The following is a 19,647-nucleotide window of genomic DNA, read 5'->3' as shown; positions in this document are numbered from 1 at the left end:
TGGGGCTGGCCTTCTCGACTTCTGACTTGAACCAGTCCGGCTGTCCTTTGGCCAGGTTCTGGCCGGCTTCAATCAGCCGGTCCAGCGACACCAGGCCGGGCTCTTCGTAGTTGCGCAGGCCGCGTGGGTCGTCAAAAATGATGTGGGCCAGATCCGGGCAGCGGTCGCGGATTTCCAGCAGCTTGTCGACCTGCTCCTGGTCTTCCACCATGGCGAAGCGCACGTTGGCGTTGGTGATGGGAAACACGCACTCGGCCCCCACCGCGTCCTGGTACAGCGGAATCGGGATGGCGCCCAGCGCTTGCACGGCCAGCATGGTGGCATACAGGCGTGGCCGGTTGGCACCGATCACGGCCATGTGCTCGCCGCGCTGCAGGCCGGCCTGGTGCAGGCCGCAGGCGATGTGCTCGACCAGGCTGGCCATGCTGGCCCAGCTGTGGGCCTGCCAGATGCCGTACTCTTTCTCGCGCATCGCCGCAGCGCCTGGGCGCTCGGCGGCATGCTTGAGCAGCAATCGGGGAAACGTCGATTGAGAAGCGAACGGCAGAGGAGAAACAGTCATACAACTAATCCAGCTTTACACGGCAGTTAGCCAACATGAGGCCTGCCAGTGAAAAAGGCTGTACCCGTGAATGAAGAAATCAGCATCCCGTCTTCTTCTCGTCTAACTTCAACTCGATAGACGCAAAGCTTTTTGCTCCTACTGACCTCAAAAGCGCTTGCGATTAGCGTCTCACCAACCGATACGGGTTGCTGATACGTTATATGAACATCGATGCCTGCGGCGATCGTTCCATATGAGTTGCAGGACAGACCGAATGCTGTGTCGGCAAGCGTAAAAATCGCGCCGCCGTGGCATCGTTGATTAAAGTTGATGTGGTGTTCTGCCACCTTCATCTTCAGCTTTGCCAAACCACCGCTCAGCGAAATGCATTGAATGCCGTTATGTTTTACGTATTGGTCTCGCGCAAAGAAAGTCATGAGCGCCAGTTCTGTCTCATCGTTCTTTGGGGTGGCGGGTTTTGAAGCTTCAGCAGATTTTGGCGAAACCATGCGAGTGCCTTTTCCTACGGCCTCGGAATGTTTTTGAACAGCATCCGCCAGGTCTGCAATGCCCCCTCTTGCTGTCGCCATCGTGCGAATCACAGGCACAGTCCAAGACCCGGTCTTTTTTCTGAGCGTTAACATTTCCTGCAATTCGCGGACAGTTCGCTCAGCAAGCGGAAGGTCGCTCTTGTTGACGACCAAAACATCAGCAATTTCCAGAATCCCAGCCTTACTTGCTTGTACGTCATCGCCTAGGCCTGGCGGACAAACAACGATGCTTGTATCAGCAAATTGTGAGATTTCGACTTCCGACTGACCTGCTCCAACAGTCTCCACAATGATCACATCGAAGCCGACAGCATCGAATAGATTGATAACGTTTCCGGTCGTCTTGGAAAGGCCGCCTAAGTGGCCCCTCGATGCTATTGAGCGAATGAATACGTTCTCGTGTGCACCAAATTGCCCCATCCGCACCCGGTCACCCAATACGGCCCCCCCCGTGATCGGACTTGAAGGATCCACAGCAACCACAGCGATGCGTTTTCCGCGCTCGAGCAGTTCTCCCAGCATGGCGCTAATGAGAGTGGATTTCCCCGCGCCCGGCGCACCGGTAATACCGATGACGTGAGAGTTGCCAGCACGCGCTTCCAAGACTTGGGCTAATTCCTGTCCGACATCGGAGTTGCTCTCAAGTATGGAGGCCACACGGGCAATGCTCGATCGACTGTTTGACGCAATGGAACGTAACAACCGATCCACTCTAATGGGCATTGATTCGAGGTTGTTGTTTTTACTCACGTTTAAACCACCGCCATGACGTGGCCAAAGCCAAGTTCTTTTCTGAGACGGCCGCAAATTTCCCCGTGGGTACAGCCATTTTCGGCTGCATTGACGACCTGCTCAAACATGTTCCCATCACCTTGGGCCGCAGCGGCAAGACGATCAAGCGCTGAATTGGCCAGATCGTTTGATCGCTCCTTTTTCCATTGGGCAAAATTTGCGATATGTCCAGCCATCAACGCTGGATCTGGCTTCGACAAAACTGGACGGTCAGTTGCATCCTCTTCGATTTTGTAAGCATTTACGCCAACAATCGTCTCCTCGCAACTATCAATTTTTTGCTGGAATCTCATCGCTGATTCGCCGATCCGTTGCTGAATAAAGCCCGACTCAACGGCCTTATACATGCCCCCCTTGGCATCAACTTCTGCCATGATAGAAACGATTTTTGCCTCCATTTCATCCGTCAGCTTCTCCAAGTAATAGGAGCCGCCAAGAGGGTCAATGACGTCGGTGAGATGTGCTTCTTCTCGAAGGACATTCTGAGTTGCCACGGCAATGCGAGCACCAAATTCCGAGGGGCATGACAGCGCTTCGTCATATGCATCCGTGTGCAAGGACTGTAGTCCGCCAAAGATTCCGGCCATCGCCTGAGCGGTAACTCGCGCGATATTATTTAGCGGTTGCTGCCGAGTCAGATCGACACCAGACGTTTGACCATGGAATTTGAACCGCCATGAACGAGGATCAACTGCGCCCAAACGCTCTCGGGTGAGCCGTGCCCAGATCCTTCTGCCAGCGCGGAACTTCGCAATTTCCTCAAAGAACGACACCGAGACATCAAAAAAGAATGTGAATCGTGGCAAGACATCATCTGGATTCAAGCCGGCATTAATACAGTCTTCTGCATATTGGACGCCAGAACACAATGTGAACGCCATGGCTTCAGCCGGCGTGGCGCCAGCCTGTTGCATGTGCTGCCCGACGACAGAAATGGGGTTCCATTTTGGAACATTGACCTGACACCAAGAGATGTGATCAGTCAGCAGCCTGCGTGCGCCCGGCAGCGCGAGACGAAAGAACATATGGTTAGCCACAAAGTGGGACATGAAGTCACTTTGATTGGACGTTCCTGTGATGGAATTCCAGCTGACACCTCTCTTCTTGGCTGCCGAAAGCATAAAAGCGAGCAAGGTAAATGGCGTTGGGTCGTTCATTGCGCAAGAGGTACGCGCGAGGTCGACTCCATCAAGACATGTGTCCATATGACCGGCCGTATTGGCCACGACGCCGCATGTCCCAAGAAGCTCAGGATCAACTTGATCCATGTCATAGCCACGAAAAACAGAGTTACATGGGATTAGCGAAACGGCATTTGCACCTTGGTCAAGAATGCCGCGAAGACGCTTGTTGTAGTCCTCTGGCATGCCGAGTCCAATTAATTGGCGCTGTGTCCAAGTACGACCGCGGTGCATCGTTGGATAGATTCCACGCGTATAGGGAATCTGTCCTGGATAGCCAAGCTTCGCCAAATATTCTGGATCTGGGCTTTCGGGCGTGTACAAGGGCTCGATGGTGATCCCGGAGCGATTCTTGACTTGCTTGTCTGACTTTCCAATTTGTTCTTTGTACTCAGCCGTCCAGGCGTCATGAGCACTTGGAGCTGCAGCTGCGATCGTGGTTGAAAGTGGCATGTTCATTGACGTTCCTCTGGTTCGAATATTCAAACCGCGTGTTTCTGCGCCCTGGTGACGGCAGCAGAATCGCGGACAAATGACACGATGTCATCAAGAGATGATCCGGGGTGAAACACCTTGGCGACCCCTGAGTCCAAAAGCATTTGCTCATCTTCGTCAGGGACAATTCCTCCAACCATCACCGTCACGTCTTTCATTCCGGCTTCGGATAAAGCTTTCATCAGCTTGGGCACAATGAGATGGTCGGTTGCCAAAGAGGAAATACCAATGACGTCCACGTCCTCTTCGGTTGCCAGTTTGACAACCGTAGAGATCTCCTGCCATGGAGGCGTGTAGATCACCTCCATTCCGGCATCCCGTAAACACGCAGCCACAATGCGGCTACCACGATCGTGTCCATCCAATCCGATCTTGGTGACTAGAACTTTGGGAATGATTTCCATACTTTCTCCATTCAATGTTTGGTGTGGCTGAGTCACCCTGCTTTTCAATGTGCAAGTGGTGAAAATTCGATCTAAAATTTCAACTAGCAAACGACTGTTTTCTATATTAGACGAATTACTGACGGTGTCAATGACAGTTGAGTCGTAAATTCGGGTTGCTAGGGGAAACTCCTAGTCAGGTGAGCTCGACAAATCAGGCGTCAATGAATCTGGCGGACTGTTGTCTCGCAAACATCGCCGATGCCCCAGAGCGAAAACCACGAGGGACAGCCCCCTCGACAAGGTCTGGGTGGGCATCACGTACATCGCTACCGACCAAGACTGGCCGTTCCTGCCCATGGTGATAGCCCTGTTTAGTCGCCAGATGGTGGGCGGGTACTTGCCCCGGGATATGTCGCGATCGGCGCGCTGCACATGGCGTGATTCAAGCGGCAGACGAGCAAGCAGGCGGGGCTGATGGCCTACGGCGGCCGTGGCACCCAATAAATGGCCAGACTAACCAAACTCCCGAGGCGAGTCAGTCATGCCCATGCGGATCTCTTTGATCAAATAGAGGGCTTCTACAGGCGAAGTCGCCGCAGTGCTCTAAATGCGAGTTTTGGCTAAGCTGAGAGGCTTTTTCTTACTATCTTCACAAATTCGGTCGCAATGGCCGCAGGTGAGTCCCGTCCTGATCTGTACCAGATGCGAGACCAATTGAGCCCCCCAAGTAGCAGCAATCTCAGCGATTTTCTACAAATTTCAGGTGGCAGGACCAAGTCTCGGATCACTCCGACAAAGATCATTTCATATGCATCTCGTAACTCGGTAAGCCTCTCTGTGTCGCCGGGGACGTCCTCGGGCATGATCTTAGAGATGACTTGGGCATAGCTGTTGTCTTCGAGGATGGCCTGAAGATGAGCGGTACAGGCTTTTTCCAGGCGAACCCAAGGGTCGTCCTCTCCAACAATTGCATTTTCTACCGAATCGATAACGTGTTGCACCCCCACTTTATAGACGGCGGCCAATAAATCTTCTTTAGAGGAAAAGTGGTAATAGAGGGAGCCAGATGGCATCCCTAACGCATTCATGATGTCGCGGATTGACGTACCGCGATAGCCATTAATCGCGAAAAGTTCTGCTGCTTTATCCAAAATATTCGGCAGCCTACTTATTTGCCCGACCGTTTTTTTTGACATTTCTTGCGTAAATTCCCTGGTTAGATAGCTGTATTTCTATTGCATCGTGACACCATGCATTAGCCCTTCCTCTTAAATGCTTGTGAGGAGCATGGATTGCAAACTAGAGAGGTCTGCCATCTCTAATCCACATGCTAGCAGTGATTATGAGGGGCAATCGCGATGTCAATTCAATCGAACCAGGTTTTGAATCACCCCCGATTCCTGAGCTGCTGCCAGCTCCGTGGAAGCCGACCCAAGCTTTTAACGCATGCTCAAAAACTGGGACCGCTCATCATCGGTTTTTGAACAACTCTCGCGCAACGATCTCCTTCATGATCTCAGTGGTTCCGCCGTATATCCGCTGTATGCGCGCATCGGTCCAAGCGCGCGCAATGGGGTATTCGCGCATGTACCCATAACCGCCGAACAATTGCACGCAGTTGTCAAGCACCGAGAATTGCATCTCGGTGGTCCAGAATTTCGCCACTGAAGCCGTGGCGGTGTCGAGTTGACCTGCCAGATGCCGCCTGAGGCAATCATTGAGGAAGCTGCGAGCCACCAGTGTGTTGGCATGTGCTTCCACGAGACGGTGCCGGACAGTTTGCTTGTCGGACAAACTGGCTCCGAAAGCCTGTCGCTGGGTGACATACTCCTGCGTCCATGAGACAGCCGCTTCCATGGCGGCTACAGCCGTGATTGCCACCAGCAGCCGCTCTTGTGGCAACTCATTCATCATGTAGCGAAAACCGTAGCCCTCTTCGCCCAGTAAATTGTCAGCTGGCACGCGGACGTCGGTGAAAAACAGCTCCGACGTGTCCTGAGCGTGCATGCCGACTTTCTCAAGCCGTCGCCCACGACTGAATCCCGGACGATCGCCCTCGACGAGCAGCAGGCTCGCCCCTTTTGTACCCAGCGCTGGATTGGTTTTGACTGCAAGAAGCACCAAATCTGCGATCTGTCCGTTGGAGATAAATATCTTTTGACCATTTATGCGCCAATGATCCCCATCGCGTTCAGCCCTCGTACGAATCGCGGCCAAGTCGCTGCCGGCGCCGGGTTCGGTCATCCCGATGGCGCCGATCACCTCGCCGCGAGCCATGCGCGGGAGCCAAGTTTGTTTTTGAGCCTCGGTGCCATAGTGAAGCAGGTAAGGTGCAACGATGTCGGAGTGGAGATAGAACAACGGGCCTGTGGCGCCCGCGCGGGCCATCTCTTCGACGACGATGGCGCTGTAGCTGAAGTCCACCCCCGCCCCGCCGTACTGCTCGGGTACGGTAAGACACAGAAACCCCAGCTCGCCGGCCCGACGCCACAGTGAACGGGGGACCTGGCCGTCGCGCTCCCACTGGGCATGGTGCGGCGTGATTTCTTCAGCGATGAAACGCCGCACGGTATCGCGAAACGCGTGGTGTTCAGCGCTGTCCAGAGGCGCGGTCGTGGCGTCAAGGTCGGTCATTGTGGGTCTTTCCTGAATTCGGTTTATTGGGAAGAATACGCGCCACCCCGCGGTCCAGCACCACCACACCACGTTCGACGGCGGTGCCCCGGAATCGCACCAGCCCAGCCTCCTCCCAGAACTCGCACTGCAGCGTTTCGCCGGGATACAAAGGGGCAGAAAAACGGGCGCGCATCTCGCTCAGCCGGTGAGCCTCGAAGTCGCAGCACTCACTCACAAGCAACATGCCGAACAAGCCGAAGGTGCACATGCCGTGCATGATGGGCCGCTCGAAGCCGGCTTGTCGTGCGACGGCCGGGTCTGCGTGCAAGGGGTTGGGATCGCTGCTGAGCCGGTACAGCAAGGGCTGATTGGCCGCCGTTTCCCTAAGGAGCGTGCGGTCGGCCGGCCGGGTAGGAAGGGCGGGCAACGGTGTCGGTGCATCAGCCCCCAACTGCAGCAAGGAGCCACTGGCCGGACTGAACCCGCCGTCGCCGCGCGCAATCACGGTCATCCACGAGCGCACCCAGCACTCCCCGGTGTCAGCCTCGCAAAGCTCTCGCTCGACAACGATGACGGCTCCTTTATCCGGACCTCTATCCTCAATCCGAAGCACCCGATTGCGACCAATCACCTCTCCTGCTGGCGGCAACACCCTCAACCACTGCATGGACTGCTCGCCGTGTACCAGGCGCCCCCAATCTAGGCCGGTTTCGGGCTCGCGCATCCAGAAACCTGGGTCACCGAGCATCGCGCACATCGTGGGCAACGCCTGTAAACGATCCTCGTACACAAATCGAAGGTGCCGCTCGTCCCAGGCATCGACACCCTGTGCCGCGCCTACGCCCAGCGCGTACAAGATGGTGTCGCGTGCTTCGAAGCGCTGCCGCACAGTCGGCAGCAAGCGGTGCAGCAGCATCTCGGGATCCAGACGCCTGGCACCTGAAGCCAACATGGGCATTGTCACGACTGGGAAGGGCCGAAAACGCCAAGCAGCGCATCCGTGGCACTGTCATAGGCGCGTTCGTTGGAAACATCCGAAATGCTCGCCCAATGATTTGCGACAAACTCGGGAGACACCTCCTCGGCCGGTGCGTGCAATCCCCGGCTTTCGACGATCCTCACGGTCGAGAAATAACCGCCTCCCGCAGAGAGTATCTGCCCCGTGAAACCACAAGCCTCAGAGGCCAGGAATGCCACACCGGCCGCCACGCGTTCCGGGGTAGCCTCGGAGAGAAGACGTCCAAGTGGCACTCCCTCGGTCATTCGGGTGAGAGCGACTGGCGCCACCGTATTGACACGAATGCCGAACTTCTCGCCCTCATGCTTGAGAGTATTCATCAGGCCCACGACCCCGAGCTTGGCGGCGCCATAGTTGCTCTGACCGAAGTTTCCATACAAGCCAGCGGCAGAGGTCGTCATGACGATGCGACCGTACTGTTGCTGCTGCATCACCGGCAGAGCCGCCCGGGAGCACCAGGCCGACCCGAGAAGGTGGACTCGCACCACGGCCTCGAAGTCCGCCGGGTCCATCTTGTGCAATGTTTTGTCACGCAAAATGCCTGCGTTATTGATCAACACATCCACGCGCCCAAATGCCTGCATGGCGACATCGATCAGTCGCTGCGCCCCGTCTGGCGTGGCTATGTCGTCATAGTTGGGCAGCGCTCGGCCGCCAGCGTCCTCGATCTCGCGCACGACCTTCTGCGCGGCCGTGGCATCACCACTCACCCCGCCAACGCTGCCACCCAAATCGTTGACCACAACGGTGGCGCCACGTTCGGCCAGCAACAAAGCGTGTGCGCGGCCCAAACCACCTCCAGCTCCAGTGATCACGGCAACACGACCGTCAAAGCGTATCGATTTCATGCGAGCTCCTTTGCCCTACTGCGCCCGCCGTACAGGGCCTCAATTTCATTGATGAATTTTTCGCTGATGCTCTTACGCTTGATCTTCATCGTCGCCGTAACCTCACCGTCGTCGTGGTCAAGCTCCTTGGTCAACAGGTGAAACTTGCGTACATGCTGCACCTGCGGCATATGCGCGTTGACACGATCCACCTCGGACTGCACCAGTTCACGCACGCGCGCATGATCGGCCAGCGAGCGAAAGTGCGTGTAAGGCAAGCCGTGCTCCTCGGCCCACTTGCTGACCGTTTCGTAGTCAATCTGGATCAGCGCCGACACGAAAGCTCGGCGGTCGGCGATGATGATGGACTCCTTGATATAAACGCTGAACTTGAGCGCGTTCTCAATCTCGCTGGGCGTAATGTTCTTGCCCCCGGCCGTGATCATGATGTCCTTCTTGCGGTCGACAATCCGGACTTCGTCGCCCACGGCCGCCGCCACGTCACCGGTGTGCAGCCAGCCTTGCTCATCAATGGCCTCGCGCGTAGCTGCCTCGTTGAGGTAGTAGCCCTTGAAGACCGATCCTCCCCGTATCAGCAATTCACCATCGTCGGCAATTCGCAATTCAATCCCCGGAAGTGGTCCGCCTACCGTACCCAACGGTGACGCAGCGCTGCGCTGCAAGGTCACCAGGCCGGATGTCTCGGTCATGCCATAGCCTTCCCGAATCGGCACGCCAAGAGCGCGGAAGAAGCGCAGCATGTCCGGAGCAATCGGTGCGGCACCCGAGACGGCCAGCCGACACTCCCTCAGGCCAATGAAATTACTCAGCGGGCGCAACATGATCCAGTACCAGAAAGCGTGGCCAACACGTTGACGCCATGACCATTGCGCCCTCGGCACCACCGCCAGCGGCGTGGTCGACTTGACGGCGCTTTGGTACAGACGCCGGCGCAACCAACCCGCCTCGCGGATCTTGATCTCAATCGCGGCGTGCAGCTTCTCCCAAATCCGGGGCACGCCGAGAAAAAGCGTCGGAGCGATTTCACGAAGATCGCTCTGCACCGTGCGCAGGCTCTCCGCGAAGTTCACCACGACACCGCAGCGCAAGGGCAGACAAACCGTGTAGATCTGCTCGGCAACGTGGCACAGCGGCAAATACGATACCGTTGAGTCCGAAGGCGTGCAGCGGTATATGGCATCGGTGCTGCCGGCCATGGCGGCGATGTTGCCGTAGTTGATCATGGCCGCCTTGGGCCTGCCCGTCGATCCGCTGGTGAATATCATCAGCGCGAGGTCATCCATGGTCTGGCGCTCCAGACAGTCCTCGACCAGCTGAGGATTCTCTTGCTCGCCAATGAGCCCCAGCGCTACGACTTCATCGAAAGTAATTAGGTTGTCGACCTTGTAGTGCCGGATTCCACGCGGGTCGATCACCACCACGTGGGTGAGCTTGGGCAGGCTGGCACGCACTTCAAGCACCTTGTCGAGCTGCTCCTGGTCTTCGCATACAACAATGCTCGCGTCAGAGGACCGCAATAGGTACTCTACCTCTGCGGCTGGCGACGTGGGATAGATCCCTATCGTGACGGCACCCACCATGCCGCAACCCAGCTGCGCGAAAACCCACTCTTTCCGGTTCTCGCAAATGATGGCGCAATGTCCCTTTGGCGGCAGCCCGAGCTTGACCAAGCCGATACCGAAGTGGCGCGCCTGTCGTTCATATTCGGCCCATGTGACGGGCTCCCAGATGCCGTAGTCCTTTTGCCGTAGCGCAACACTGGAGGCCCGCGTGCTAGCCCAGTGACGAAGTTGTTTGGGCAAGGTCAGTGTGCCGATATCGACGAGTTCGCTCACGATAGCCACCTCTTGCGCCGCTTGTAGTGCTTCACATGTCTAAAGCTCGCCAACTCTTCGGCACCTTCGCCATAACCCAGGTAAAAGCGTTTGACGTCGGCATCTTGCCCCAGTTTTTCGGTCGTCCCGTCGATCACGATCTTGCCGCTTTCCATGATGTAGCCATAGTGAGCGATGTCTATCGCTGCCATGGCGTTCTGTTCAACCAGCAGCATCGCCACCCCCTGCTCGCGGTTGATGCGTTCGATGATCTTGAAGATGTCCTGCACCACCAGCGGCGCCAAGCCGAGAGAAGGCTCATCAAGCAGCATCAGCTTCGGCTTGCCGATCAGCGCCCGCCCGATAGCAAGCATCTGCTGTTCGCCGCCGGACAGGTAGCCAGACCGCTGGGTACGCCGGTCTTTCAAGCGCGGAAAGTACTCGTAAATCATCGCCAGGTCGGGCTTCTCGCCACGACCATGTAGCGCATTGCCCGCAACGATCAGGTTCTCTTCGACCGTGAGATCCTCGAAGACATGCCGGCCCTCGCGCACGTGGGCTATGCCTTGTCGTGCCAGCAGATGGGGCGCCACCGCATCGATGCGCTCGCCAAAATAGCGAATCGCCCCCGCGCGCAACTGCCCCACCTCCAGCGGCAACAGATTGGAGATCGCCTTTAGCGTGGTGGTCTTTCCTGCGCCGTTGCTCCCGAGCAGCGCCACAATCTGCCCGCTGGGCACCGTGAGAGACAGTCCTCTAAGCACCTGTACCGTGTGCTGGTACACGACCTCGATGTTCTCGATCGCCAAAATCGGAGGGGGCATAGATTCAGCGGCTTGGGCTTGCACGGGGGGGACGCCCTCCCCGAGGGATACGATCATGACGTTTGGATCCAGTCGCTGGCGGGCTGAAGCAACTTGGTCTTGCCGTCGTAGGCGTAGATGCGGCCGGAAGTGATCTGGTGGTTCTTCAGCGATACCGGCAAGCCAGTCACACCGCCCGTGTCCCATTTATCGATGCTTTCCAAGGCGGCTCTCATGTTCGCCCCATTCAATGGTTTGCCTGCCTTGAGGCATCGCTCCAGAACCTCTGCGATGGCCATACCTGCAAGCCAGGTATGGACGTTGAAGATCGAGGCGTAGCTCATGTCGGGACGCGCTTTGGCAACGTGCTCCTTCATCGCCTGCATCATCGGTGCATCCTTGGTGTCGTAGCTATAGCGGTAGGGCATGACACCCATCCACCCTTCCGCCGCGGCGCCCATCGTATCTACAGTTGTTTTGTCCATACTCCAGATCGTGCCCATAGGGGTGGCTTTCATGCCTGCCTCGCGCATCTGCTTAATGAACTCGGGGATAGGCGCCGATACGTAACCATGGAAGATCACGAAATCAGGTTTTGCCCGGCGCAGCTTGGCCACTTCGCTCGATACATCCACCGCACCGGGCTTGGTGACCACCTCCATCACGACCGGAATCTGCAAGGCTTGCGCTTTGGCCTTGATGCCAGGAATCGGATCGCGTCCAAACTCGGTATCGCTGTAGACAATGGCCACCGCCGGCTTAGTGGCACCACGGGCGCTGCGGCTGATGTGCTCAAGCAAAATCTCACCCATCGCGACGTAGGTCGGTGCGACCATGAAGTGGTAGGGGTGAGTCTTCGCGTCGGCCAGCTCCGACGCGAAGCTGACCCCGCTGGTCAAGGTCGTGCCCAGTTGGCCCACCTCTTTCGCCGCCACTTTGGCCCAGGCGGTGGAGCCGCCAAAGAACACGGCCGGCTTGTGCTCGCCCATGAGTTTTTTGAAAATGGCCATCTCCTGGTCCATCTTGTAGGACGAATCCTCGGCGATATAACGCAAGCGTCGACCGGCCACGCCCCCTCTGGCATTACGCCAATCGCAATAGTCGCTCAGGCCCTGGTTCAGACCGACCCCGGCAAACGCAAACACCCCGGTAATGGGCATGGCAGCGCCGATCACGATGTCGCCCGTTTGCGCGATTGAAGCGCGAAGCGGAAACCCAGAAATTGCGGCAGCGCCGAGACCCGCTTGAATGGCACGGCGGCGTGATAAATTGACAATATTTTTTTCACTGCTCATGGTTTTTCTCTTTAAGTTAGAGTCAGGCCCGGAAGGGCCAGAGGTGGAAGAATCGCCGCACACGCCGCCAGACTTCAAGCAGTCCATGTGGCTCAAATACAAGGAATGCGATGATGAGTAGGCCGAAGACAACCTGCTGCATCGAACTCAGAATTTCGGTGGCACCCGGCGACCAGCGCGTGGCAATGGTCGCCGCGGCGCGCAACAATTCAGGCACCAGCGTCATGAAAACCGCCCCGAGAATCGTGCCGAGCAAGCTGCCAAGGCCTCCGACAATGATGGCGGCCAGATAGAAAATCGATAACGTCAACGTGAAATACTCCGGCGTCATCGCCCGATAGAAGTAACCAAGCAGCGCCCCCGCCACGCCCGCGTAGAACGATCCGATGGCGAAGGCCGCAAGCTTGTAGCGCAGCAAATTGATGCCCAACACCTCGGCGGAAATATCCTTGTCACGGATCGCAATAAAGGCACGGCCGACCCGTGTACGAAAGAGGTTGCGCGCGGCGACCAACAACAACACCGCCACTGGGACAATGAGAAAATACATTCTTTGATCGTTCAGCAACTCAAAGCCAAACAGGCTTGCGTTCGGTACGTTCACACCTCGCACACCGCCGGTCACGCTGTCCCATTCGCGAAACACATAAACCAGAATAAATTGTGTGGCCAAGGTCGCCACAGCAAGGTACAGGCCCTTGATACGCAGACTGGGAAGTCCCACCAGCAGGCCAAGCACCGCTGCCATCGCGCCGGCAAGCGGCAACGTGACAAAGAACGGAACGCCGCGCTGGGCCAAATATGCCGCCGTATAGCAACCCACGCCCATGAATGCTGCGTGGCCAAGCGAGATCAACCCGGTGTAGCCGGTCATGATATTCAGCCCGGTGGTTGCAATGACATGAATGCCCAGCAGGCACGCCACACTCACGAGATAGTCATTCACACTGAACGGAAAAATCACCAGAGCACCCGCTAACAGCGCAAGCCAAGCTCGCTGCACCGGAGTGGACCATATCGATTGGTCGTGTTCGTAGCTCTCACGGAAGTCGCCGATTCTCATGCTCTACAACCTTTCTATTTGCCGTGTGCCGAACAGACCGTAGGGCCGAATCAACAGGATCACCAGTACAGTGACGTAAGGCACGATGTCGCGAACCTTGCCTCCCAGGTAGCCGGCGGTTAGGCTTTCTAGCAACCCGACGATGAGTCCGGCAACAATGGCGCCGGCGATGCTATCGAGTCCTCCCAGGATGATGACGGCGAGGACGCCAAGTGCTGCGCCGCCGATTGCAGGCGAAAGACTGGTGATGGATGCCACGATAATCCCGGCAACCGCACCGACGACGCCAGCGAAGATCCAAGTCAGGCGTTGCGTAGCACGCACATCGATACCCAGAACGTACGCAGTAGTCGGATCGCTGGCCGCTGCGCGCATTGAAATGCCGGTTGTTGAATATCGAAAATAGAGCGTAAAGGTAATGATGATGATCGCTGCCAACACGAAGCTCCAGAGAACTTGACCGGGGATGAACACCTCACCGATATGCAGCGGCGTGCGCGGCAAAAATGAGGGCATCTCGTAGTTCTTACCGCCACCCCAGATGGCATTCACGCCGCCACCGAGCGCGCTGGCCAACCCGATGGTGGCCATCAGCACCGAAATGACAGGTTGACCCGATAGCGGTCGCAAGATCGTTTTCTCGATCAGCGCGGCGCACGCGGCAACAGCGGCAAGTGCCAGCAGGAGTGCCAAAACCATGGGCACCCCCCACATCACATTTGCCGTGTAGAAGAAATACGCGCCGAGCATCATGAACTCGCCCATCGCGAAATTAATGGCGCCTGTTCCCTTGTAGATCAGCACAAAGCCCAACGCGATCAGTGCCTGCAGTCCGCCAGCAAGGAGGCCGAGTGCACTGAATTCGGCGAGCGCAATCCAATCGAAGTCGAGCAGATTCATGCAACCACCTTTTGCGCCGCAGTTTCGCCCAAGTAAGCGCGTACAACCTCCGGGTTCGTACGCACCTCAGCAGGAACGCCCTGGCCGATGACTTGCCCAAAGTTCAATACCACGACATGGTTCGAAATGTCCATCACCAGCCCCATGTCGTGCTCAATCAGCAAAACGGTGACCCCCCACTGCTCCTGAACATCGAGAATGAAACGCGCCATGTCTTCTGTCTCCTCGCGATTCATTCCCGCCACCGGTTCATCGAGCATCAACACCTTGGGCTGCATCGCCAACGCGCGCGCCAACTCCACACGCTTCTGTAGACCGTAAGACAAGCCAGCCACTGGCAGATGCCGAATGTGATCGATCTCAAGGAAGTCGATCACATCGCGTTCGATTTCGCGCCGCAGAGCCATCTCCTCCCTCTGCGCTGAACCGAAGTACCACATCGCTGACAGGGGGTTTGAATGGAGACGCGTGTGGCCCCCGAGTTTGATGTTGTCCAACACCGTCATGCCGCGGAACAAAGCTACGTTCTGGAAAGTACGCGCCAAGCCGAGTGCTGCGCGTCGGTGAGCGCTATAGCGAGTGACATCACGCCCCTCGAAATGCACGCAACCCTGTTGGGGTTTGTAGAAACCGGAGATCGTGTTGAACAGGCTGGTCTTGCCCGCGCCGTTTGGACCGATGATGGCCGTAATCTCGCCTCGGCGCGCAGCAAACGAAACGCCAGCCAGTGCACGTATGCCTCCAAAACCAAGTTGCAAGTCAAGCACTTCAAGGAGAGGCTTTTCCGCGTGGTCTTCATTAATGGGAATCATCAAAAAACAATCAGTTTTTTGAAAAATGGAGAAAACAACAATCTACCGTAGTACATCCCACAAGCCTTTCCTAGCAGCCTTGAACTATCCAGCCTTAATAATTCAATGAAAAATCAAGAATTAACGCGCTCTATTAAAGTGGCCATCCCCATACCGCTACCCAAGCACATGCTAATAACGGCATAACGTCCACCGCTCTGCTCTAGATGCTGGATGGCCGTCATCGTCATCCGAATACCCGTGGCGCCAGGTGGATGGCCGATTGATATGCCACCGCCATAAAGATTGGTTTTATCGCGAGAAATTTGAAGTTCTTTTTCAGCGTGCAAGTTCACTACCGAAAATGCCTCATTGATTTCGAAATAATCAATATCGGCGACACCAAGCCCATTTCGCCTCAGCAAAGTCGCAATCGCCGGAACTGGCCCCATCCCCATCAAATGAGGAGGAACGCCTTCGACGGCATAGTCGATCAGCTTTGCCTGTGGACTAAGTCCATGGCGTTTGATGGCTGCATCATCGAAAACCATGATTGCCGCACCACCGTCAGTCACTCCGCTGGAATTCCCTGCCGTGACGACACCTCCGGTCCGAAAGGCTGGCTTCAGCTCTGAAAGACGCCCCCTCAGAACATTTGGCCGGGGAAACTCATCTTTTTCGAAGAGCCGACTATTTTTTCCTTCTGTAACCTCAAGCGGTACGATTTGCTTAGCCAGAAATCCAGACTCTTCTGCAGATTTGGCTCGTTGCTGACTCATGAATGCCCAATCATCCATATCTTCCCGGCCATATCCGTAAAGCTGACTTAAATTCTCGGCAGTCTCGCCCATCAGCTCACGCGAGAAGGGGCATCGATACACGTAATCCAGTCCGTCAACAAGCATGCTCTCACCTCTCCCAGCCCCCCATCGGGTGGTCGGGGAGATATAGGGAGCTCGGCTGAAATTTTCACCTCCGGCCGCAATTGCTACGGAGCTGTGCTTTGTCAGAATTTGCATGGCAGCGCTGACTATTGCTTGTGACCCGGTACCACAGGCACGCGTCACACTCAGTGCGGCACTTTCTGTTTTCATACCAGATTGCAATGCCACTTTTCGACTTATGAAAGCACTATCGTGATCAACGGCACCTACATTTCCAAAAACCAAGTTATCAACGTCTCCAGAATCAATGCCTGCCCTGGAGATACAAGCTTTGACTACGTGAGTTCCAATAACATTAAGCGGAATATTTTTAAGCGATTTCCCATAATCACCAAATGGAGTCCGAGCACCAGCAGAGAGGAAGATATTAGAAAAAGCCATATATAAATATTCTCAAGCTTCGTTTAAAAATTAAATCTCAATCGCCTGCCTGGCGTTTGCATTACGAGTTTTAAGACTTCTAAAGTCGAACACACCTTTTGCCTCTCTGGGATCAGAGTCGGTTTTGAAAATCAGGTATTTTTGTACTTTTTGTGTTCCACTTTTCGGAATTTCATTGGTGAACCAGATATAGCCAGGCGCCTTAAAATAGCTTAGCTGATCCACACAAAAAACGAAAAGCTCTTTAGCGATGCTCTCGTTACCAACAATAGATTTCAGCACTATGCACGCATAAACCTCTTCTTCGCGAATCTCATCCTTGACTGCAATGACAGTTGCTTGTCGAACAAGGGGATGGCTTTGCAATACCTCCTCTATTTCTGCTGCTGCAATGTTCTCCCCAGATCGCCTGATGATATTTTTGTTCCTGTCGACAAAATGAATGACGCCATCAGCGGTTTGCCGGACCAAATCACCCGTATGAAACCAGCCACCGCGCCATGCATCTTCAGTAGCAATAGGATCGTCAAGATACTCACTGAAAAATCGTCTCCGTGGTGTCGCCTCCGAGTAGCGAACCGTGAGCTCTCCAGTAGCACCCGATGGGGTAAGTGAATCGTTAGCATCGACAATCCGAGCCTCTAATCCAGACGAAGGAACCTTCCCGACAGCTCGTGTGCCTACCGATCGAGGAGAGGCATTATCAAAAAATCCTCCAACGACTTCAGTCATCCCCCACACTTCGACAAGCGGAAAACCGAAACGCTCCTCGAATTTCTGGTGCAACGTTGCTTCCACGCCTGCACCAATTCCGAAACGAACTTTATGTGTCTTCTCAAGATCTGAGGTTCCCTGGCCAAGCAACATGGGGACAATAACCCCAAGATAATGAACAACAGTTGCCTCGCATTCATTCACCTCTTTCCACCAGCGATTAGGATGGAATCGATCACCCTGGATTTGGCAATTCCCAGCAAGCAAAATGCAAAAGAATGAAAAAACGGAGGCATTGACATGGTATAGCGGCAGAGGGTTATATAAACGATCTCCACCCTCTTTGAATGTGGAGACACCGCCTCGCGACAAATACCATGCCCCCGACTCAAGCTCATAGCTGTGACTCAATACACAACCTTTCGGACGACCTGTGGTGCCTGATGTGTAAAGAATGCTTGCAGGCATACTCGGAGAAACAGGATCATCGCTTGCTACCTTTGTCGGACTAGACAATGTCAAAAAAACATCATCATCCAAACAAATCGGTATACGGTCTCCAATAGTAGCCTTCACAAAACAAATCCGATTTGAAGCTGCAACAATAAGATCTGGCCTCGAATGCTCTATGACATATAGCAGTTCATTTTCGCGATATTCACAGTTCAACGGGACACAACATACCCCGAGAGAATTAAGTGCAATTTTATGAAAAAAGTGCTCTGGACGATTCTCTAGATCAAGTCCAACACGGTGTCCAGATCCGTAACCAGCGCGTGAATAAGCAGTTATTAATCGATCAACTTCCTCTCCCGCATCCAAGTATGTAATTGCATAACCATCTGGATGGTATTTTCGATGCTCATTCTTTGGAGCCATCAAAAACCAATTGTGGCCATAGACTCTTACTGCCTCTCTAAAAGCCTGACCAATTGTTGAGTTGTGATTTAGCTGAATCATATCGATGCCTATATTTAACTACTTCCAGTACTGGCACTTCGATTCTGATTTTTTGATGAGCACTTGTTCCCCTGGAAGTTTTTTCACAATTTTGAAGAAATCCCATGGGTATTTCGACTCATCGGGCTTCTTAACTTGCAGCAAGAACATATCTTTGTTGAGTCGTCCATCGGGACGGATGTATGCATCTTTGGCAAACATATCATTAACTCGTGTCGATTTCATTTTCTCCATCACCTTGTCGCCATCGTCCGTACCGGCAGCCAAAACAGATTGAATATAGAATCGAACTGCCGAATAATCTGCGGCATGCAAAAATGTCGGCTGACGCTTGACAACTGCAAAGAAACGCTTAGCCCATGCTCGCGTATTTTCATCAGCATCCCAATACCAAGCGGAACTCGTATACATGCCTTGAGTTGCGGCCAATCCAAGCGCATTGATATCCGTCTCAAACATTAATGGTGCAGCCAGCATCATTGTTTTTGTTAGCCCAAAGTCCTTGGCACCCTTAATTGATGCAATAAGATCAGCCCCCGCATTGGCGAAACCGAGAACTTGCGCTTTTGATGCCTGTGCCTGCAAGAGAAAAGAAGAGAAGTCTGATGCAGACAACGGATGCTTGACACTCCCTAACACTGTGCCACCACGAGCCACCACGATGTCACTTGTCTCTTTTTGCAGGGATGCGCCATAGGCATAGTCAGCCGCCAAGAAATACCAAGTCTTGCCGCCAAGTGCGACGACAGCACTTGCAGTTGTTCTCGCAACAGCTGCCGTGTCATAAGCGTATTGAATGGTATATGGCGAGCATTCCTCATTGGCTAATCGAGTTGTCCCGCCACCAACCGCGATAAACGGTTTTTTCTTTTCCACTGCGACCTGAGCCATGGCCAACGTCGTGGCAGAGTTGGTCCCGCTAATTAATACATCAAGCCCCTCACGATCAAACCACTCTCGGGCTTTCGATGACGCGATATCTGCCTTGTGCTGATGGTCTGCCGTTAGCAGCTCCACTCTCACCCCTTTCAAGCTGAGCGCAGCATCCGCAATGGCTAATTTAATTGCCTCGACACCGCCTTTTCCGTCAATGTCGGCATAAGCACTGGACATGTCAGTGATAAAGCCAATCTTGATGACCTTATCGGAAATCTGAGCATTCACCGAGCCGCAAACAATCAAAGAAAGTGACAAGTTTGCAATGATTTTAAAAATAGCTCTGCTCATTCGGATCCCCATTTCTCATCAAAATAAAGGCAACTCGGCATAGTTTTATGCCTCTTCAGACTTGTCTCAAAAAGACTATGTATTTTTAGAATAACAGATACAGTACCAAGCGATCGTTAGGTGAATTCCCTAAGAGTCTTATATAAATGCCAAAAAATGCCCAGCACTCACGCGATGATTTCAAGAAAGTAGAGATTGCACTCGTCTATCCAGACTTGATGTGGCGCGAACCACGACTCCCGATGGGATTCGCTGATCAGTGCTCTATCGGTTCTCCAGGCCGCAAAAGACCTCCCGAGAGCCTGTGCTTGATCTGGTCCACGA

Annotated in this window: 17 protein-coding genes; all 17 read right to left on the bottom strand. The window is 54.6% G+C overall.

Features of this window, described 5'->3' with window-relative positions; genetic code table 11:
• The coding region (locus BM160_RS16880) for an AMP-binding protein (protein ID WP_143093279.1) at window positions 1-562 on the bottom strand (562 nt) is incomplete at its 3' end.
• 26 nt (window positions 563-588) lie between these two features.
• Complete coding sequence (gene meaB / locus BM160_RS16875; protein ID WP_143093278.1) at window positions 589-1,845, bottom strand: methylmalonyl Co-A mutase-associated GTPase MeaB; 1,257 nt, start codon at window positions 1,843-1,845, stop codon at window positions 589-591.
• 2 nt (window positions 1,846-1,847) lie between these two features.
• Window positions 1,848-3,527 carry an acyl-CoA mutase large subunit family protein gene (locus tag BM160_RS16870; RefSeq protein WP_092007332.1) on the bottom strand — a complete coding sequence of 560 codons (1,680 nt, stop codon included), beginning with the start codon at window positions 3,525-3,527 and terminating at the stop codon, window positions 1,848-1,850.
• 23 nt (window positions 3,528-3,550) lie between these two features.
• Entirely contained in the window at window positions 3,551-3,967 is a 417-nt protein-coding gene (locus BM160_RS16865; RefSeq protein ID WP_092007331.1) for a cobalamin B12-binding domain-containing protein, read from the bottom strand.
• A gap of 602 nt (window positions 3,968-4,569) precedes the next feature.
• Complete coding sequence (locus tag BM160_RS16860; protein ID WP_092007330.1) at window positions 4,570-5,145, bottom strand: TetR/AcrR family transcriptional regulator; 576 nt, start codon at window positions 5,143-5,145, stop codon at window positions 4,570-4,572.
• A gap of 274 nt (window positions 5,146-5,419) precedes the next feature.
• On the bottom strand, window positions 5,420-6,583 hold the full coding sequence (locus BM160_RS16855) for an acyl-CoA dehydrogenase family protein (protein ID WP_092007329.1): 1,164 nt from the start codon (window positions 6,581-6,583) through the stop codon (window positions 5,420-5,422).
• On the bottom strand, window positions 6,570-7,517 hold the full coding sequence (locus BM160_RS16850; protein ID WP_092007341.1) for a MaoC/PaaZ C-terminal domain-containing protein: 948 nt from the start codon (window positions 7,515-7,517) through the stop codon (window positions 6,570-6,572). The genes BM160_RS16855 and BM160_RS16850 overlap by 14 nt, the downstream gene beginning before the upstream one ends.
• An 8-nt stretch (window positions 7,518-7,525) precedes the next feature.
• Complete coding sequence (locus BM160_RS16845; RefSeq protein WP_092007328.1) at window positions 7,526-8,431, bottom strand: SDR family NAD(P)-dependent oxidoreductase; 906 nt, start codon at window positions 8,429-8,431, stop codon at window positions 7,526-7,528.
• Entirely contained in the window at window positions 8,428-10,266 is a 1,839-nt protein-coding gene (locus BM160_RS16840; RefSeq protein ID WP_092007327.1) for an AMP-dependent synthetase/ligase, read from the bottom strand. Before BM160_RS16840 ends, BM160_RS16845 begins: the two co-directional genes overlap by 4 nt.
• A complete protein-coding gene (locus tag BM160_RS16835; RefSeq protein WP_092007326.1) occupies window positions 10,263-11,069 on the bottom strand; it encodes an ABC transporter ATP-binding protein in 807 nt (268 codons plus the stop codon). The genes BM160_RS16840 and BM160_RS16835 overlap by 4 nt, the downstream gene beginning before the upstream one ends.
• Window positions 11,070-11,122: 53 nt before the next feature.
• The gene (locus tag BM160_RS16830) at window positions 11,123-12,343 is read right to left on the bottom strand and encodes an ABC transporter substrate-binding protein (RefSeq protein ID WP_092007325.1); all 1,221 of its coding nucleotides are present in this window, start codon (window positions 12,341-12,343) and stop codon (window positions 11,123-11,125) included.
• Between the two features lie 22 nt (window positions 12,344-12,365).
• On the bottom strand, window positions 12,366-13,406 hold the full coding sequence (locus BM160_RS16825) for a branched-chain amino acid ABC transporter permease (protein WP_092007324.1): 1,041 nt from the start codon (window positions 13,404-13,406) through the stop codon (window positions 12,366-12,368).
• Between the two features lie 3 nt (window positions 13,407-13,409).
• Window positions 13,410-14,306 (bottom strand): branched-chain amino acid ABC transporter permease, encoded by an 897-nt coding sequence (locus BM160_RS16820; protein ID WP_092007323.1) that lies wholly within the window; start codon window positions 14,304-14,306, stop codon window positions 13,410-13,412.
• A complete protein-coding gene (locus tag BM160_RS16815; RefSeq protein WP_092007322.1) occupies window positions 14,303-15,118 on the bottom strand; it encodes an ABC transporter ATP-binding protein in 816 nt (271 codons plus the stop codon). The genes BM160_RS16820 and BM160_RS16815 overlap by 4 nt, the downstream gene beginning before the upstream one ends.
• A 113-nt stretch (window positions 15,119-15,231) precedes the next feature.
• Window positions 15,232-16,422: a thiolase family protein gene (locus BM160_RS16810; protein ID WP_092007321.1), complete on the bottom strand. Its 1,191-nt coding sequence runs from the start codon at window positions 16,420-16,422 to the stop codon at window positions 15,232-15,234.
• Between the two features lie 30 nt (window positions 16,423-16,452).
• Window positions 16,453-18,096: an AMP-binding protein gene (locus BM160_RS16805; RefSeq protein WP_092007320.1), complete on the bottom strand. Its 1,644-nt coding sequence runs from the start codon at window positions 18,094-18,096 to the stop codon at window positions 16,453-16,455.
• An 18-nt stretch (window positions 18,097-18,114) separates the two neighbouring features.
• Window positions 18,115-19,323 carry an ABC transporter substrate-binding protein gene (locus BM160_RS16800; protein ID WP_092007340.1) on the bottom strand — a complete coding sequence of 403 codons (1,209 nt, stop codon included), beginning with the start codon at window positions 19,321-19,323 and terminating at the stop codon, window positions 18,115-18,117.
• Window positions 19,324-19,647: the final 324 nt, after the last annotated feature.

Source organism: Polaromonas sp. OV174 (assembly GCF_900112285.1).
GTDB lineage: Bacteria > Pseudomonadota > Gammaproteobacteria > Burkholderiales > Burkholderiaceae_C > Polaromonas.
The sequence above is the reverse complement of the archived record's forward strand: the minus strand, read 5'-3'. Positions and strand labels throughout refer to the sequence as shown.

Excerpts from the sequence above, each read along its gene's own strand:
- BM160_RS16865 (WP_092007331.1), bottom strand. The coding sequence starts at position 3,967 with ATGGAAATCATTCCCAAAGTTCTAGTCACCAAGATCGGATTGGATGGA.
- BM160_RS16815 (WP_092007322.1), bottom strand. The coding sequence starts at position 15,118 with ATGATTCCCATTAATGAAGACCACGCGGAAAAGCCTCTCCTTGAAGTG.
- BM160_RS16860 (WP_092007330.1), bottom strand. The coding sequence starts at position 5,145 with ATGTCAAAAAAAACGGTCGGGCAAATAAGTAGGCTGCCGAATATTTTG.
- BM160_RS16870 (WP_092007332.1), bottom strand. The coding sequence starts at position 3,527 with ATGAACATGCCACTTTCAACCACGATCGCAGCTGCAGCTCCAAGTGCT.
- BM160_RS16805 (WP_092007320.1), bottom strand. The coding sequence starts at position 18,096 with ATGATTCAGCTAAATCACAACTCAACAATTGGTCAGGCTTTTAGAGAG.
- BM160_RS16845 (WP_092007328.1), bottom strand. The coding sequence starts at position 8,431 with ATGAAATCGATACGCTTTGACGGTCGTGTTGCCGTGATCACTGGAGCT.
- BM160_RS16825 (WP_092007324.1), bottom strand. The coding sequence starts at position 13,406 with ATGAGAATCGGCGACTTCCGTGAGAGCTACGAACACGACCAATCGATA.
- BM160_RS16835 (WP_092007326.1), bottom strand. The coding sequence starts at position 11,069 with ATGCCCCCTCCGATTTTGGCGATCGAGAACATCGAGGTCGTGTACCAG.
- BM160_RS16830 (WP_092007325.1), bottom strand. The coding sequence starts at position 12,343 with ATGAGCAGTGAAAAAAATATTGTCAATTTATCACGCCGCCGTGCCATT.
- BM160_RS16850 (WP_092007341.1), bottom strand. The coding sequence starts at position 7,517 with ATGTTGGCTTCAGGTGCCAGGCGTCTGGATCCCGAGATGCTGCTGCAC.
- BM160_RS16855 (WP_092007329.1), bottom strand. The coding sequence starts at position 6,583 with ATGACCGACCTTGACGCCACGACCGCGCCTCTGGACAGCGCTGAACAC.
- BM160_RS16820 (WP_092007323.1), bottom strand. The coding sequence starts at position 14,306 with ATGAATCTGCTCGACTTCGATTGGATTGCGCTCGCCGAATTCAGTGCA.
- BM160_RS16800 (WP_092007340.1), bottom strand. The coding sequence starts at position 19,323 with ATGAGCAGAGCTATTTTTAAAATCATTGCAAACTTGTCACTTTCTTTG.
- BM160_RS16810 (WP_092007321.1), bottom strand. The coding sequence starts at position 16,422 with ATGGCTTTTTCTAATATCTTCCTCTCTGCTGGTGCTCGGACTCCATTT.